The sequence below is a fragment of the Lactobacillus sp. WILCCON 0149 genome, from assembly GCF_057197965.1.
In genome coordinates this window covers 439,346-455,683 of record NZ_JBUBHO010000001.1, presented here as the reverse complement: position 1 = coordinate 455,683, position 16,338 = coordinate 439,346, and the positions used below count along the sequence as shown (strand labels likewise).

Here is a 16,338-nt window from a genome sequence, read left to right as displayed (position 1 = left end):
CGCGGAAATCTTTTCCGCGGTTTTTTTGCTGCAATTTTTCTTTTTTTCTGACAATTTTTTCTATCAATTGTTCTAAGAAACAGATCAATTAAAATGATATAATAATTCATATAATAAAGAAAGCGCTTTTACAAGAAAGGAAACGCCTATGAACAAGCAGAAATTGCGGCTGTCCATCAGCCTCTACCTCAACTACGTGGCCCACGGCTTCGGCCTCTTGATCCTCTCCCAGAACATGACCGCCCTGGGTAAAAGCTGGTCGGTCCCCTTGAAGCTGGTTTCCTTCGTCATCTCCGGCGTGGGGATCGGCCGCCTCTTGGCCTACCTGATCACCGGCTACCTGGCCGACAAAATCAGCCGGAAGTTCTTCGTCTACCTAGGCATGACCTGCTATCTTGTTTTTGCCTTGGGCATCCCCTTCTCCAAAAACGTCTACCTGGCTTACGGCCTGGCCATCTTAGCCGGGATCGCCAACTCCGCCCTGGACGCCGGGACCTACACGACTTTTGCCGAAATGGGGCAAAAGGGCAGCCGGGGCAACATCTTGATCAAGGCCGCCGCCTCCTTGGGCGAATTCATCCTGCCCCTTTTGGTGTCCAGCCTTCACCGCCACCAGCTCTGGTACGGCTACAGCTTCATGGCCATGGCCGGAATCTTAATCGTCAACGCCATTCTCCTGGCGCCCCTAAAATTCCCGCAGCCTGGCCAAAAGGAGGCTGAAAGCGGGCAAAATTCCGCCAAGAGCCAAAAGAGCTGGCTGACCACGGCCTGCTTTGCCCTCTACGGCTATGCCTCCATGGCCCTCATGATCTGGTTCACCCAGTGGATTACCCTTTTTGGGCAAAAGCAGGGCTTCTCCACTTCCACCAGCCACCTCTTTCTTTCCTTATATAGCGTCGGTTCCATCATTGGGGTCTTCATCCTCTTTGGCTTGCTCAGCCGGGAAGTCTCCCCTTACGCCATCCTCTTGATCATGAACGTCTTAGCCACTTTGATGGTCCTTTTGCTTTTATTCAGCCACTCCGCAATTTTGTCTGAATTTGCCTCCTTCATGTTTGGCTTGACGGCCGCCAGCGGGATCATGCAGACCGGCCTTAACGCCTTCATGGAATTCTTCCCTGATAAAAAGGGCCTGGCTACCGGGATCTTCTACTTCTTTGGGGCAGCTGCTTCCTTTACAGTCCCGATCATCACCGGCGTCTTATCAGACATCGACATCCGCCTGGCCTTTGGCGGGGACCTGGCTGTCGGCATCTTAGCCTGCCTTTTTGTTACCGTCATCTCTGTCAGCCACAGTAAAAGAAGCGGGGTTGAAGCTAAACAATAGTAAGCAAGTTGATATATTTTTTTAAGTAGTTCTCTTGTTTGAAAGTTCTTTCATCAGCTCTTGCAAAATTCAATCAGTGCTATAATTTTTATAAAAGACACGTTAATTTTTTCATGACATGAGGAAGGCACAATGGCAGACAAGCTTTATCAGTTCAGTGATCAAGAACGAGTAAGATACGAGAAAACGCCTCTGCCGCTTATCGTCCTCCAGGTCATCGATGGTGAATATCACGTTTTGCTGGTTTCCGATGACTATTGCAAGATGGTGGGTTCTGACCGGCAGTCCATGCTGGAATACCTCAACCACCACAGCTTTGGCCGGGTTCACCCGGCTGACGTTGCTCACCTGGCGACTTTTTCTGCTGCCGCCGTCAAGTACCCGGAATGCCACTTGACCTACCGCTTGTCGATCAAGGGCGAGTACCATACCCTTTTTGCCCACTCCAAGCGGATCAAGACTAGCGATGGAACTACTCTTTTGCTGGTCACCTACTTTGACCTGGGCAATGACCAAAGCCAACAAACCCGCCAGCAGCTTGAGTCTCCCGACATCGACCTCTTGACCGGCTTGCCCAACACCAGCTACTTCAGCAAGTTTGGAGATGACTTTTTAAGTAAGCTCCTGGCCCGATCCGGCCAAGTTGACGTAATCTACTTCGACATTATCTCCCTGCGTTCATACAATGACCATTTCGGCTTTCTGCAGGGCAACCAGTTTGTCAAGAAATGCGGGGAAATAATCCGAGCTTGCTTCCCTGAGGGACTGACCCTCCGCTATGTTGATGACTCTTTCTTGACCATTACGGCCCCGGTCCAGCTCAAGCGGGTACTGCCGGAGATTCAAAAGAAGACAGCCGCTTTTTCCGCTGACAAAATCACGACGCTCAGAGCGGGCGTTTACCAGGTTAAAGAGCCTGAATCAGCCACCAGCGCGGTCGACAAGGCCTACCTGGCCTTGCGCCACATGGGCGACGACCGACAGAAGGCTTACCAGATCTACAATAATTCAGTCAAGAAGCACTTTGAGCTGCAGGACTATTTGATCGGTCATTTTGAAGAAGCCCTCAGCCAGAATTGGCTGAAAGTCTACTACCAGCCGATCTTCAACCTCTATTCCCAAAAGGTTTGCAGCTTGGAAGCCGTCTCCCGCTGGCAGGAGCCAGGCAAAGCAACTTTGAAAGCCAGCCGCTTTATCTCAGTTTTGGAAAGAAGCGGCTTGGTCTACCAGCTTGATCTTCATGTCCTGGATAAGGCCTGCCGCCTGCTGAGTCAAAGGCGGGCCGACAATCTGCCTACCATTCCCATCTCGATCAACCTGTCGCCCAGCGACTTCAACCTCGACAGTTTTGTCGACCAGGTTGTCGAAATCACCCAGAAATACCAGATTCCCCATATGATGATCCAGTTTGACCTTATGGCCCAGCCGGTTTCAGCTGACCACCAACACTTAAAAACGGCCGCGGCTAATTTGCAAAAAAAGGGCTTCAAGATCTGCCTGGACCGCTATGGCGGCGAAAACAGCGACTTGTCAACTGAGACTCTGCTGGAATATAATTTCGACTATCTCAAAGTCGACGTCCGCAGCTTCACCAGCAACCGGCAAAGGGCCAAGATCATCCTGGCTTCGATCATCAACATGTCCCGCTTGCTCAAGATCGTCCCCATCGTCAAGGGCGTTGAAGACAAGGGCATGCTCAACTTTATCCGTTCTTTTGGCGTCATGCTGACGCAAGGCCGGCTCTTAGCTAAAGAACTGCCAGAAGAAGAGATTGGGAAAAGCAAGCTGGAATTTGAAAACGTCGAAGAACGGGCTCTCTTTACCGGCTTAAGCCATATTAACGTCCTTGATCCCTACCTGGAGACCAAAAGTAGACTGGACAATAATTTTGAAAATCCCCACCCTAACTCCATCTTCATCGTCCAGAATCAGCAGGCTAATCTTGTCTACAGTAACAGCGCTTTCCGCTCCTGGACCGAGCACTTGGGCTACGCGGACTTAGATTCATTCATCAGAACCTGCAACAGCGCGGCTACCGGCAACTACAGCCGCTTCTGGACCGGTGTTGATCAATGCCGACAGGTCAATGAAATTGCCCAGTTTGACTGGATCACTGACCAAGAACAGTTCAAGATCCGCCTGCAGCTGATTTCCAAAACCGACAACCTGGCCGCTTTTCTCACAGATGGCTACAAGGTCAAGAACCGGACTCCGCAGCAAGTCTACCAGAACTGGATCGGGCAAAACGGAGACCTGGATTCTGAAAAGATCCGCCTGGCCCTGCTGGAAAGCAGCAATGTTGGCTTCTTCTGGAAAAACCGGCGGCTGGAATATTTAGGCGCCAACCAACGTTTTTTGGACTATCTCGGCTTAAATCTCAAAGACATCCTCCACAAAAAGAGCAGCGGAAGATGGAACAAGGAGCTACTGGACTACCAAAAGCGGGAAAGCCAACTGTTAAAAGACGGAATGGCCTTGGATGACTACTTGACTCTCAATGTCAATGGCAATCGCCGAACCTTCCACTACTACCTCTCGCCTGTCTACGAAGGAGACGCGGTCAGCGGCCTGCTTGGCTTTACCGTTGACGTTACCAGCCGAATGGACGAACTGGCTGCCTTACAGATTGAAGCCGCCCGCGATCCTTTGACCACTTTGAAGAACCGGCGCAGCTTTGACCGGGACTTCGGCTATTTGACTCAAAAAGACATCGTGGTCATGATGATCGACATCGACTACTTCAAGACTTTTAACGATAAATTCGGCCACCTTTACGGGGACGCCGTCTTGCAGAAGATCTCCGAAACTCTCCTGCACGTCTATGGGATCGGCCACTGCTACCGCTATGGGGGCGATGAATTCTTGATCATCGAGGACTTTGAGTCCCAGCAGCTCTTGCGAGAGGATGATCAAAAAGTGCGCAAGCTCTTGGAGCAGGTCAAAATTTTGGATTTAAAATTCGACATTCATATTTCTGCCGGCTACGTCTACGGCCAGGCCCAGACGGCAGACGAAGTAGACAAGATGATCCAGGAAGCCGACCAAATGCTTTACAAGAGCAAGGAAAGCGGCCGCAACCAGATTAATGGCGGACCGTCTATCTACAATTAGTGCTTAGTGCTTTTATTTAGCTTAATGAACATTAAAAATCCACCCTCGCGGGTGGATTTTTTCGTTCTTTCTTCTTTTACTTTTTGTTCTGTTCTATATTTGGCAATTTTTACCGCAGCCGGTGCTGGAACTGCTTTTCAATGCCGGCCTTAAAGACCAGGCTGTAGCCCAAGGTCGCCCCAACGGCTGCCTGCAGGCATTCAAAGGGAAACTTGACCAAAGAAATTGCCGGAGTGGCGTAGACGAAGGCCCGGCCCAGGGTGTAGCCAGTCACCATCACAGCCGCGCCTAAAAGAACACCCAAGATGACTTTCTTTTGCTCGCCGGCAAACTTATGGGCGAAGTAAGAGATGATCAAGGCTTCAAAGCCGTGAGAGAAGAGGCTGACAAACATGGGCGCCGGGTAGAAAAGGAAGTCGCCCAGGAAGGCCCCCACCCCGCCAACTACAAAGGCTTCTGACGGCGAAAGCAACAGGGCTGCCGCCACGATGACCACGTCATTGAAGTAGAGGTGGCCACCCGGGACAGGGATACTGAATGAAGACAAAGCAACGTTCATCGCCATCAAAACGGCGACGACGGCGGTTCTTTTGACTGACCATGATTTTTGCATGTTTTTTCCTCCATCTTATTCGTTTAGTGACTATGTTTACTATTCTATCACTTTTTCAGATTTATTTAAGCTTGTTCCTTACAAAAAATAAGAAAAAATGTGAGCAAACAAAAGGAATTAATAATGTTGGGAAAGAAAAAGGCCAAGCGGAGGATAGCTTGGCCTTTTCGGATTTATGACTGATAATTCTTGATTTTAATGGCAGAAATAGCTTATGTTACAGGATTGGCTTTCTTCTCATGGCCACGGTCTTGATGTTCAAGAGATCCTTGGCAGTGATGTTGTGGGAAACTGAGTTGGCCCCGTATGAACCGGTCCCCAGGGTCAAGGATGGCATCATGTTGTTGTAGACCCCGCCGATCCCGCCGAGAGCAGCCGGGCTGTTGACCAGGATACGGCAGGCAGACATGGCGAAGGCAAACTTGCGGATGACCTTGCTGTTTTGGGTGTGGATGCCGGCAGTGTGGCCCCGGCCGCCGTAGTTCAAGAGGTCGGTGCAGATCTTGAAGGCTTGGGCACTGTTTTCCGCCTTGTAGAGGGTGAAGACCGGGGACAGCTTTTCAGCTGACAATGGGTACTTCGGGCCAACGCCCTTGTATTCAGCCACGATGACTTGGGTGTCAGCCGGCACGGTCACCCCGCACATTTCAGCAATCTTAACCGCGCTCTTGCCGGCCATCGGGCCTGCTACCGTCCCCCGGCGCGGGTCGATGAAGTGTTCTTCAAAGAGCTTGATTTCGTCAGGCTTTAAGAAGTAGCAGTGGCGCTTTAAGAAGGCTTCCTTGACTTGGTCATAGATCTCCTTGTCAACAACGACGGAGTTTTCTGAGGCACAGATCATCCCGTTGTCAAAAGTCTTGGACAAGACGATATCGTTTACTGACTGTTCGATGTCAGCCGTCTTTTCGATGTAGGACGGGCCATTGCCTGGGCCCACGCCCAAGGCTGGCTTACCGGTTGAGTAGGCTGCCTTGACCATGCCCGGGCCACCAGTTGCCAGGACCATCTGCACCTTTGGGTTGTTCATGAGGGCAGTCGTGGCCGTGAGGCTTGGGTGTTCAATCCATTGGATCCAGTTTTCCGGTGCCCCGGCAGCTACCGTGGCTTCCTTGATCAGCTTGGCCGTTTCCACGCAGCACTTTTGGGCTTGCGGGTGGAAGCCAAAGATGATGGTGTTCTTGCTCTTCATGGCGATCATGGCCTTGAAGATAACCGTGGAAGTCGGGTTGGTGACTGGCGTTACCCCGGCGATGACCCCGATCGGTTCAGCAATCTTCATCAAGCCTTCTGCCTTGTCTTCTTCGATCACTCCGACCGTCTTCATGTCCTTCATGCTTTCCCAGATGGTTTGGGAAGCGTAGGTGTTCTTGGTCACCTTGTCTTCAACCTTGCCCCGGCCAGTTTCGTCAACTGCCATTTGGGCCAGGCGGCGGGCATTGTCTTCGCCAACTTTTTCAATGACTTGGCAAAGCTTGTCCACGTCTTCCTGGCTGAAGTCGTCCATTTGGGCCAAGGCTTCATGTGATTTATCAACCAAAATATCAACATTGTGGTAGATTTCGTCTTCAGTTTCAACTGCTTTTTCCACGTTAACAGCGCTTTGCTTAAGCATTTTATCGTCTCCTGCTTCTCGTTTATTTCTTGTGATATATTTATCAATTACTACTATAACAGCATTTTAAAAAAAGAAAAGAGGGTAAAATCCCTCTTTTTTAATGACACAAGAAGTTGATTTTCCCCTATATTTTGCCTTATTAACGATGTAAGCGGTACCTGTCTTTTGATTTTGTGAATAAATTATTTTATTCTCCTTTTCCACTTTTGCAAAAGATAGCGATTTCTGTCACAAAAGTTAAAAGGCGTTTTTTCACCATTTTTAACAGTATTTCTATAATTTGGATGCCTGCATTATCCTTTTTTCACTTAAAAAGGACAGGTAAAAGTCTCTTTACCTTTTCTTAGTTCAGTAATTTTTTCACTTAATCCTATAATTTAGCAGCTTTTTGGCAAAAGAAGAGAGAAGAAGAGAGAAGAAGAGAGAAGAGAAGAGAGAAGAGAAGAGAGAAGAAGAGAGAAGAAGAGAAATAGAGAAATAGAAAATAAATAGGACTCAAATGAGTCCTAAAATTCTCTGCTACTTAAATGGGTTGTAAAAACGTCCCTGGTTCAGGTGCCAGAAGTAAAGCATCAAGAGAACCAGCAAAACCGCCACTCCCAAGCTCAGCCAGTCGCTGGCTTTGAGCTTTTGGGAAGTATACCAGGTCCGCTTCTTTTTGGACCCGAACCGGCGCAGCTCCATGGCCGTGGAAATCACCGTGATCCGGTCTAAACTGGACAGGATCAAAGGCATGACGATGTTGACCGTCCCCTTGGCCCGGTCGGCCAGCTTGGCCTTCTTGGAAATCTCATTGCCCCGGGCCTGCTGGGCATGGGAGATCGCCCAGTAGCTTTCCTGGATGTCTGGAATATAGCGCAGGGCCAGGGAAAAGGCGTAAGAGAAACGGTAGCTGATCCCGATCTGGTTCAGACTGGAAGCAAACTGGCTGGGATTGGTCGTCAGCAGGAACAAGATCGCGATCGGTACGGCGCAGATATACTTGAGCATCAGGTTGAAGAGATAAAAAGTTTCCTCAGCCGTTAAAGCAAAAAAGCCGCTGCCCAGCAAGACGTGCTTGCTGCCGTAAAGGTCAGCCCCGTAGCTGGGCTGGAAGACGTAAACCAAAACTAAATTCAAGACCGCGAAAATCATGATCAAGTTGACCACGACTGACACCTGACGCCACTTGACCTGGGAAACTTTGAACAAGGCCAAAGACAGGATGCACACGATTAGCAAAAAGCGGGTGTCATAAGTCACCATGCAGGCCACCGAAGTAATAATCAAGAATAAAAGCTTGGTGGTCGCGCTCAAGCGGTGGACAAAGGTCTTCCCTGGCGTGTAGCCTAAAACAGCATCATTCATTTCTGTCTTCCCCCAATCTTTCCCGTTCATAAGCCGCGAACTTGCGGGCAAAGCCTTCTGGATCCGGCAGGCCGTAGTGCTGGGCCAGGTCAAAGAGGCTGACCTGGCGGAGGCTGGCCTCTTGGACCAGCTTTTCATCAGTCAGAAGATCAACCGGCGTGGTGTCGGCAATCAAGCGTCCCTTGGCAAAAACAAGTGACCGGTCAGTGTATTCCATCATCAAGTGCATATCGTGGGTGATGATCATGATCGTCTTGCCGGCTTCATTCAATTCCTTCAAGAAGGACATGATTTCCGTGTAGGTCTTCCAGTCCTGGCCAGCCGTCGGCTCATCCAAGATCAAGAGGTCCGGTTCCAGAACCAAAATAGCGGCAATCGTCACCCGCTTCTTTTGCCCAAAGCTGAGGGCGGAAACCGGCCAGTTTCTGAATGGGTAGAGGCCGCAAATCTTGAGCACCTTGGCCACTCTTTCCTTGACCTCGTCTTCTGGCACTTTCCGCAAGCGCAGACCCAGGGCCACTTCATCAAAGATCATGGTCTGGCTGATCATCTGGTTGGGATCCTGCATCACGTAGCCAATCTTGTCCGCCCGCTCCTTGATTGACAAGCCGGCCATGTCCTCGCCTTTCCAGGCAATCTCGCCCGTGTTTTGCAAAAAGCCGCAGATCAAGCGGCAAAGAGTGGTCTTCCCCGCCCCGTTTTGCCCAACGATGGAGACAAAGTCCCCCTCCTTGATGACGGCATTAACGTCTTTTAAGGGATACTTTTGTTCTGGACTGTAGGCAAAGCCGACATTCTTCAAGGTCAAGAGCTCTTTGCCAGCTGCCTTTTCTGCCGGCAACTGGTAGCTGTTTTGCCAGGCCAAAAGCTTATCTTTGGCATCCCCATCAACCGGCAAAGCAGTCAGCGGAGTCAGCTTCTCGATCTTATTCAAATCAATCCCGGCCGTCTTCATGGCGTCCAAGTACAGGGGATTTCTGACCCCAACAGCTTCTAAGCGGTCAGCCTTGAGCAGGTCATCTGGCTTCTGGTCAGCTAAAATCCGGCCATCATCAACTAAGACGATCCGGTCTACTTCCTCAGCCAAGACTTCTTCCAGGCGGTGCTCAATAATGATGACCGTAGCCCCGAACTTCTTCTGCATCTGGTCGATGAGGCGCATGGTCTTGTAACCCGATGCTGGGTCCAAATTGGCCAAGGGTTCGTCAAAGAGCAGGATCGGCGATTCGTCGACTAAGACCCCAGCCAGGGCCACCCGCTGCTTTTGCCCGCCCGACAGGCTTTGCGGAGACTGCTTGAGCAAGTCGCCCAGATCCAGCTCCTTGGCCCAGCGGTCCACCACCTGCTTCATTTTGTCCTGGGGCACGCAGTCGTTTTCCAGGGAAAAGGCAATGTCTTCCCCGACCGTCAAACCGATAAACTGGGCGTCAGTGTCCTGGAGAATGGTTGAAGTGGTAAAAGATAAGTCAAACAGGCCAGTCTGACTGATGTCCTTGCCATCAATCAAACACTGGCCTGTGATCGTCCCTTTATCCAGGTTGGGAATCAATCCATTCAAGCACTTGCCCAGGGTTGACTTGCCAGACCCTGAGGGCCCGGCCAGCAATACTTTTTCCCCCTTCTCAATCGTCAAATTGATGTCGCGGAGGGTTGGCTCCTGCTGGCTGTCGTACTGAAAAGAAAAATCTCTAAACTGAATCAGACTTGTCATATATTAATTCCTTAATCCTTGTGCAAACTGCCCTTCTTGACCCGGCTGCCGGCGTAAAGCTTAAGCAGGATGGTGCCTAAAACCGCGATGGTCAAGCCATCCATCAAAGTGGTCAAGCCGGCCTGGGCAAAGACCTTGGCAGCTGGTTCGCTGTTCAAGACCATGTCACCCACGGCCCCTAAGAGGAACCAAACGATAGCGTTGGCCGCAACCTGCACGACGTTGAAGATGACCATTTCCTTGGTGCTGAATTCACCTTGGTCAAGGTTAACGCGCAAAGCGTAGAGGCCAATCAAGAAGCCCAAAAAGCCTGCCGCGAAGTTCCAGTTCCACCAAGTCTGCCCGTACATGATGAGGTCCAAAAGCACGTGGCCGATAAAACCGACCCCGAAGCCGACCGTTGGCCCGTAAATCATGGCAATCATGGCCAGGAAGGCGTAAACCAGTTCAAAGTTGGTGTTTGGCAAGCCGCTTGGGATTGAGGCAAAACGGCCGACAATCACGAAAACGGCTGATCCGATCCCCAAGGCAGCAATATTCTTAGGGCTTAACTTCCACATATCCTTATTCATAAAAATTCTCTCCAATTCCTATTTTTTACTTGTTGACCTTGCTGATCTTGACCTGCCAGTCGGTCCCGGTACCGATGTGGTGAACAGCGGCAAAGGATTCCTGGTTGAGGGCAATCCCGATGTTGACCAGGGAGTTGATGTAAACCAGCGGCTGGCCTAGGTTGACTTCCGCGAATGACCGGACAAATGGGATGTGCTCCTGGTAGACGGCCACGTTCTGGTGCAAGATGGTAACCAAAAGACTATCGCCCCGGTCGATAGACAGCTTTTTAACCATTTCCAGAGGAATGTTGGTCCACAGGGAACCAAAGCGGACGTCCAAAACGTCGATAGTACCGACGGCCGTGTCGCCTTGCAGGCGGGGTTCAATCACCGGCAGAGTCACCAGACTGTCGACTGGAGTTTCTTCGCCCAATTCTTCAAAAGCCACCTGCCCGCTGGCCAGCATAGCCCCGTTATAAGCATAGACATCCCGGCCATGGAAGGTGTTGCTTTCCTGGGAATGCGGCAAGCGGTTCTTGTTTTCATCAATCACCCGGACAGCTTCCACCCCTTCATACTTGTAAATATGAGTCAAAGTCCCATTGTCTGGGGTAATGACATAGTGGCCGGACTTGGTCTTGACGGCGATTGACCGGCGAGCAGAGCCAACGCCTGGGTCAACGACAGAAACGAAGACCGTATCTGCTGGCCAGTACTTGATGGTTTGGTAAAGCCGGTAAGAGGCGTTCCAAATGTCGTAAGGGGGAATTTCATGGGTCAAGTCAGAGACATTGATGTCACTGGCGACCGTGTGAGCCACGCCATGCATGGCGCTGACCGCCCCATCTACTAAACCAAAGTCTGTCTGCAGGACCAACATTTTATTATATGCCATCCAATTTCCGCCTTTCAATCGTTTTTTAATTTTTAATATCTATTTAAGATACTCTCTTTGCCAGGCTATGTCAAGAAAAGCATTCGGATTTCACAAAATTGTCCAGCTTTCCAGCCTTGTTTTCGCTTACTTTTTACCATAAAAGCTAACATTATCAACAAAAAACAGCCATGACTGGCGTCATGACTGTACAATCTGTTCAATGATTTTTACTTTCCGGCCTGCTTGTCCTTCCGCCGCTGGTGGAAGTAACAGAAGCCACCGAAGAAGATGACCCAGGCTGTGGCCAGGCTGGCACCGAAGACATCTTCTTTGACGAAGAAGAGGCTGAAGAAGATGACCAGGAAGAAGGCAATCGTCAAGGGACTGGTAACCTGGTAAAAAGGCATCTTGAAGCCGTCCGGCAAAAAGTCGCTGGACTTGCGGTACTTACGGTGAGCCAGCAGGGCCAGGACGTAAACCAGGATGAAGATGTCACTGGTTGCCCCGGCGACCATGCTGAAGGCTTCAATCGCCGTGTTTGAGAAGCTGAGGATCGGCGCGATCAAAGAGAACAGAACCGAGATCATGATTCCCTTTGCCGGTACTCCATTCGGGGAGATTTTGGCAAAATGCTTCTTCAGCCAGCTGCCCCGGTGGGCTTCTTCTGCCAATTGGAAGAAGTGTCGGCCAGCTGAGAAGATGGTTGAGTTCAAGGCTGAGGCCGCGCTAGTCAGAACCACGAAGTTCAAAACTGAAGCTGCCGTGGTGAAGCCAGCCAGCTGGAAGACCTGGACGAACGGACTGCTTGAGGCAGACACTGACCGCCAAGGGACCACGCACATGATCACGGTTAAAGTACCGATGTAGAAGATCAAGATTCTCAAAAGGGTCTCGTTGACTGCCTTCTTGATCACCCGGTGCGGGTCCGCGGCTTCCCCGATCGTAATGGTCACGAATTCAATCCCCGCAAAGGAGAAGAAGACCATCGGGAAGGCCGTAAAGAAGGCATAAGTGCCATTTGGCGCCAGCTTGAAGTTCTTGGTCAAGTTGCTTAAAGAAGCATAGCCAACTGGCGTTTTTGCGTGGACCGCCACCAGGAAGATCCCGGTCAAGATCATGGAAATAATAGCGATGATCTTGATCATGGCAAACCAGAATTCAGTTTCCCCAAAGAGGCGGGCTGCCGTTAAGTTCAGCAGGGTCAAGGCTCCTAAAAAGATAAGCTCAACCAGCCAAAGCGGCGCGTGCGGGAACCAGTACTGGAAGTAAGTCCCGACTGCTGTCAGTTCAGCCATGCAGGCAAAGAGCAGGCCGATCCAGTAGGACCAGCCGGCAAAGTTGCCCGCCGCTGGCCCCAGGTATTTAGTAATAAATGAAACGAAGGTATGGTGGTTGGGGTCTGAGTAAAACATTTCTCCCAATGCCCGCAGCATGAAGAAGAAGAAGACACCCATAAAAGCATAAATCAAAATGACTGACGGCCCGGTGGCAGAGATCGTGCTGCCGGCCCCCAAGAAGAGACCAGTCCCGATCGTGCCCCCGATGGCAATCATCTGTACGTGCCGGTTCGATAAAGACCGGACCGTTCCGTCCGCGTTTTCGTGTTCTTTCGCCATCTGTCCTCCTAAATAATTAAAATAATATTAGTGCATAATTGTTTTAATGATAGAACAAATAGCTGAAAAAGTAAAGTTTTTAAGTTAAATTGGCTTGATTTTCGGCTTAGTAATCTTCGTTAATATAGTAGTCCAAGTCCCCCAACTGAGAATTCTTTAACGGCGTTTCGTCATATAGCTTGTTTTTCTTCAAGAAAGCAATCGTGTGGCTGTAGTTGGCGTAAACCGGGTATTCAACCGTAGCACTATCTGACTTTGTCGCTGCCCAGTCGATCTTGATCCTACCGACTGGTTTCTGCCGGCTGGCCAGCTTGTAATCCCATTTGGCCAAGTCTTGCTTGTAAGCCTTGCGGAATTCGCTGTAAAGCTTGCCGTCTTCCAGCTTAACCGTCTTCTTGCCGCTCTTATAGGCAATGGATACGGTGCCCAGCTTGTCCATGATCATCTGGTCATGGTAGATCTGGAAGTAGCCCCGCTTGTAAGCCTTTGTTTTACTGATCTGCTCGAAGTATTTATCCAGATCCTCTTCCCGCATATTATAAACTCTGGTTTTAACCTGGCCATTCTTCATTCTGAACAAGAAGCGCAGCTGGATTATCGTTGCTTGATCGTGATCCGTCTTCTGGCTTTGCTTGCTGCCGGCTTTAGCAAGTTGCAAGAGCTCGTTTGAAGACGGCAAATACATGTACTTGGCCGCGTATTCATTTGCGCTAGTACTATCGGCAGACTGGCCAATATAGTAGGCGCTAAAAGCTCGGTCATCCGGAGCAATTGCTACGCTGGCCACTTGATCACTTGCAGGCAACCAGTTGTCGAACTGTTTACCTCCCCAGTGCATACCGACAAAAATTGCCAAGCCAGCCGCGGTCAACAGCAATCCCTGGCCAAAGTGGTTCTTCCATGCGGCCAGATCAAACTTGAAGATAACTTCCATGATGCTTGCGGTCAGCAAGCCAATGATAACAGCACCCAAGATTCCGCAAACAAATTTGTTTCCAGAAATCAAGTAGCCTAAAATCCCGCCAAAGGCTGCGAAGAAGATAACCAAGATAATTTTTACTGCCTGCTCAATCCAAGCAAAGGTAACAGCTCTGCCAGCTTTTTCATTGGCTCGCTTCTGGTAGGCCCAGTATGCCAGACCCAGGTAAAGAACAGTCCAAAGCAGGTTTAAGCCTATCCCAAGCCAGTGATTGCTGTTAAAGGCCTGCGACCAAGGATTGGTGTATGGTTGCCAGCCATAGTCATCAGTACCAGCAGTATGAGCAATGGAGCTAAAGAAAGTCGAATACAGAAAGAGCACACCCAGTTCAAAGCAGGAGAAAAAGATCGTGGCTAAGCCAGCCACAAAAGTATTCCCCGTGACCATCATGCTCAAAACGGCAATCCCGTACCAGGCTGAAAAGGTCAGTAAATTATTCAAACAGCTCTGCCATACTCCAGCACTGGTCATCACGTTGGCCCCAGCGGCCATGCAAATCGTCAGACCGACCAAGAAAAAGGCAAGGTAAATAACGCTGAAAGTAAGCAGGCTGTTAACCGTGATTCCGATATACCGGGTCTTGCGACTGATGGGTTGACTTTCATAGAAGTCTACTTGCCGCGGTACATGCAAATAGCGAAAGGCTTCAAAGCCGAAGTAGACGCCGAAAAGTCCTGTGATAATCGGCGTTACAGAATTTCGGTAATTGAAGTAGTATCTAACCGCACTCTGCAGGCTTTCATATGGTTCTTCACCACTAATCAAGAGAAGCATGGTCCCAACGATGTAGAACATGGCCATGACCAAAACAGTCAAGGCTACGGGAACCTTCCGATGCCGCAGGATTTCTTTTTGCGGCAGAGCATGTTTATTTAAGGATGAGTTTGCGCGTGTCATAGCCAACTGCCTCCGCTTCTGCAATAAAGATTTCTTCCAAGGTCAACGGCAGGATTTCGAAGAAGGTCATCGGCACATGGTCAAAGACTGCTTCGACTTCACTCCGGCTCCCCCGCACTACCAAAGTGTGCAGGCGGCCCCGGCTGCTGTGGTCAACCACCTTCAGCTTGCCCAGGACTTCCTCCATGTCCCGGTCGTCCTTAAAGACGCACTGCAATTTCTGGATTTCCAGCTTCATATCGGCCAGGTCTTCTGATAAAAGCAGACCGCCGCTGTGCAGGAAACCGATGTGGTCACAAATATCTTCCAATTCCCGCAAGTTGTGAGAGGCAATGATCGGGGTTAATTGCCGCCGGTCCATGTCTTCGGCAAACAGACTCTTCATGCTCTGCCGCATAACCGGGTCTAAGCCGTCAAAAACCTCGTCTAAGAGCAGGTACTTAGTGTTAGCACATAATCCTAACAGGATAGCTAATTGCCGCTTCATGCCCTTAGAATAGTCGTGTATGCGGCGCTCAGGCTCTAAGCGGAAGTCGGCCAGCAAGCTGGCAAAACGCTCTTGGTCAAAGTCCTGGTAAACTGCCGCGTAGTCCTTAGCCATAGACTCAGCCGTGGCATTTGGAAAGAAGTAGGGGTCATCTGGAATAAAGCAAAACTTTTCCTTAGCAGCCGGATTGTCATAAACTGGCAGGCCATCAATAGTGATGTGGCCAGAAGTTGGCCGCAAGATGCCAGCGATCATCCGCAAGAGAGTACTCTTGCCGGCCCCGTTGGTCCCGATCAAACCAAAGACCCGGTCTTCTTCAATGGTCAGGTTAAGGTTCTTGATGGCCTCAGTCTGCCCATAATCCTTGTTTAAAGCATCAATCTCGATCATCTTCTGCCGCCTCCTCCATGGCTTCAGCAAACAATTCTTGTGGATCCAGCCCCACAGCTTGAATCTCCTTAATTAAATCAATCATTTTCCCTTTCAGCTCTTCTTTTTGCTTGCTCTTCAGCGTTTCATTAGCCCGGACGAAATTTCCCCGGCCCTTGACGCTGTATACGTATCCCTCCCGTTCCAGCGCGGCGTATGCCTTCTGCACTGTATTAGGGTTAGTCGACAATTCCATGGCCAGCTTCCGCACCGATGGCAGCTGCTCGTCCGGCAACATGACTCCAGTCAGAATCAGCTGCTTGTATCTGTCCGCGATCTGCTGGTAAATCGGCCGGCTGTCCAAATAGTCAATAAAGTCCACTAGCTCGCTCCTTTCTAGCTGTCTCTACTGTACTATTTATTCTAGTACACTAAAGACGAATTGACAAGCAATTGTCAAAAAGAAAACAGATTGTTTCTAAAGTAAAATAATCGGCCGAGGAAATTTAGAAAGAAAAGAATAATAACAGAAAGAAAAAATATACGAAAACAAAAAAAGAAGCAGGTATCTACCTGCTTCTCAGTGACGGTCCATGCGGGATTTGAACCCGCGATCTCCTCCGTGACAGGGAGGCGAGATAGACCACTGCTCCAATGGACCAAATATTCTGTTCTGCCTTCCGGCAATGACCCGTACGGGATTTGAACCCATGTTACCGCCGTGAAAGGGCGGTGTCTTAACCACTTGACCAACGGGCCAGATGGAGGATACAGGGCTCGAACCTGTGACCCTCTGCTTGTAAGGCAGATGCTCTCCCAGCTGAGCTAATCCTCC

General features: G+C 50.0%; 11 protein-coding genes, 3 tRNA genes and 1 pseudogene. 2 read left to right on the top strand and 13 right to left on the bottom strand.

The window, feature by feature from the left end; all coding sequences use genetic code 11:
• Positions 1 to 148 precede the first annotated feature (148 nt).
• Both ACYVUV_RS02225 and ACYVUV_RS02220 read left to right on the top strand, forming a co-directional pair.
• Positions 149 to 1,327 carry an MFS transporter gene (locus ACYVUV_RS02225; protein ID WP_484498938.1) on the top strand — a complete coding sequence of 393 codons (1,179 nt, stop codon included), beginning with the start codon at positions 149 to 151 and terminating at the stop codon, positions 1,325 to 1,327.
• A 132-nt stretch (positions 1,328 to 1,459) separates the two neighbouring features.
• Positions 1,460 to 4,438 (top strand): EAL domain-containing protein, encoded by a 2,979-nt coding sequence (locus ACYVUV_RS02220; RefSeq protein ID WP_439775452.1) that lies wholly within the window; start codon positions 1,460 to 1,462, stop codon positions 4,436 to 4,438.
• 109 nt (positions 4,439 to 4,547) lie between these two features.
• Here ACYVUV_RS02220 and ACYVUV_RS02215 read toward each other — a convergent pair whose 3' ends face one another.
• The 13 genes and pseudogenes from ACYVUV_RS02215 to ACYVUV_RS02155 all read right to left on the bottom strand — a co-directional run bounded on the left by ACYVUV_RS02215 (position 4,548) and on the right by ACYVUV_RS02155 (position 16,338).
• Positions 4,548 to 5,051 (bottom strand): ECF transporter S component, encoded by a 504-nt coding sequence (locus tag ACYVUV_RS02215; RefSeq protein ID WP_439775451.1) that lies wholly within the window; start codon positions 5,049 to 5,051, stop codon positions 4,548 to 4,550.
• Between the two features lie 232 nt (positions 5,052 to 5,283).
• A pseudogene (locus tag ACYVUV_RS02210) lies at positions 5,284 to 6,663 on the bottom strand (aldehyde dehydrogenase family protein); the annotation flags it as partial.
• Positions 6,664 to 7,185: 522 nt separating this feature from the next.
• A complete protein-coding gene (locus tag ACYVUV_RS02205) occupies positions 7,186 to 8,013 on the bottom strand; it encodes an energy-coupling factor transporter transmembrane component T family protein (protein WP_439775450.1) in 828 nt (275 codons plus the stop codon).
• The gene (locus ACYVUV_RS02200) at positions 8,006 to 9,724 is read right to left on the bottom strand and encodes an ABC transporter ATP-binding protein (protein WP_439775449.1); all 1,719 of its coding nucleotides are present in this window, start codon (positions 9,722 to 9,724) and stop codon (positions 8,006 to 8,008) included. The genes ACYVUV_RS02205 and ACYVUV_RS02200 overlap by 8 nt, the downstream gene beginning before the upstream one ends.
• A gap of 11 nt (positions 9,725 to 9,735) precedes the next feature.
• Positions 9,736 to 10,296, bottom strand: coding sequence for an ECF-type riboflavin transporter substrate-binding protein (locus ACYVUV_RS02195; RefSeq protein ID WP_439775448.1), 561 nt, complete (start codon positions 10,294 to 10,296; stop codon positions 9,736 to 9,738).
• 25 nt (positions 10,297 to 10,321) lie between these two features.
• Positions 10,322 to 11,173, bottom strand: a complete 852-nt coding sequence (locus tag ACYVUV_RS02190) for an SAM hydrolase/SAM-dependent halogenase family protein (protein ID WP_439775447.1) — start codon at positions 11,171 to 11,173, stop codon at positions 10,322 to 10,324.
• Positions 11,174 to 11,382: 209 nt separating this feature from the next.
• Positions 11,383 to 12,771 carry an amino acid permease gene (locus ACYVUV_RS02185; protein ID WP_439775446.1) on the bottom strand — a complete coding sequence of 463 codons (1,389 nt, stop codon included), beginning with the start codon at positions 12,769 to 12,771 and terminating at the stop codon, positions 11,383 to 11,385.
• 106 nt (positions 12,772 to 12,877) lie between these two features.
• On the bottom strand, positions 12,878 to 14,647 hold the full coding sequence (locus ACYVUV_RS02180) for a DUF6449 domain-containing protein (protein WP_439775445.1): 1,770 nt from the start codon (positions 14,645 to 14,647) through the stop codon (positions 12,878 to 12,880).
• Positions 14,619 to 15,524, bottom strand: a complete 906-nt coding sequence (locus ACYVUV_RS02175) for an ABC transporter ATP-binding protein (protein WP_439775444.1) — start codon at positions 15,522 to 15,524, stop codon at positions 14,619 to 14,621. The genes ACYVUV_RS02180 and ACYVUV_RS02175 overlap by 29 nt, the downstream gene beginning before the upstream one ends.
• The gene (locus ACYVUV_RS02170; protein WP_003611829.1) at positions 15,511 to 15,885 is read right to left on the bottom strand and encodes a GntR family transcriptional regulator; all 375 of its coding nucleotides are present in this window, start codon (positions 15,883 to 15,885) and stop codon (positions 15,511 to 15,513) included. Before ACYVUV_RS02170 ends, ACYVUV_RS02175 begins: the two co-directional genes overlap by 14 nt.
• A 205-nt stretch (positions 15,886 to 16,090) precedes the next feature.
• Positions 16,091 to 16,164: transfer RNA gene (locus ACYVUV_RS02165), tRNA-Asp, on the bottom strand.
• A gap of 26 nt (positions 16,165 to 16,190) precedes the next feature.
• Positions 16,191 to 16,262 (bottom strand) — tRNA-Glu (locus ACYVUV_RS02160).
• Positions 16,263 to 16,265: 3 nt separating this feature from the next.
• Positions 16,266 to 16,338, bottom strand: a tRNA-Val gene (locus tag ACYVUV_RS02155).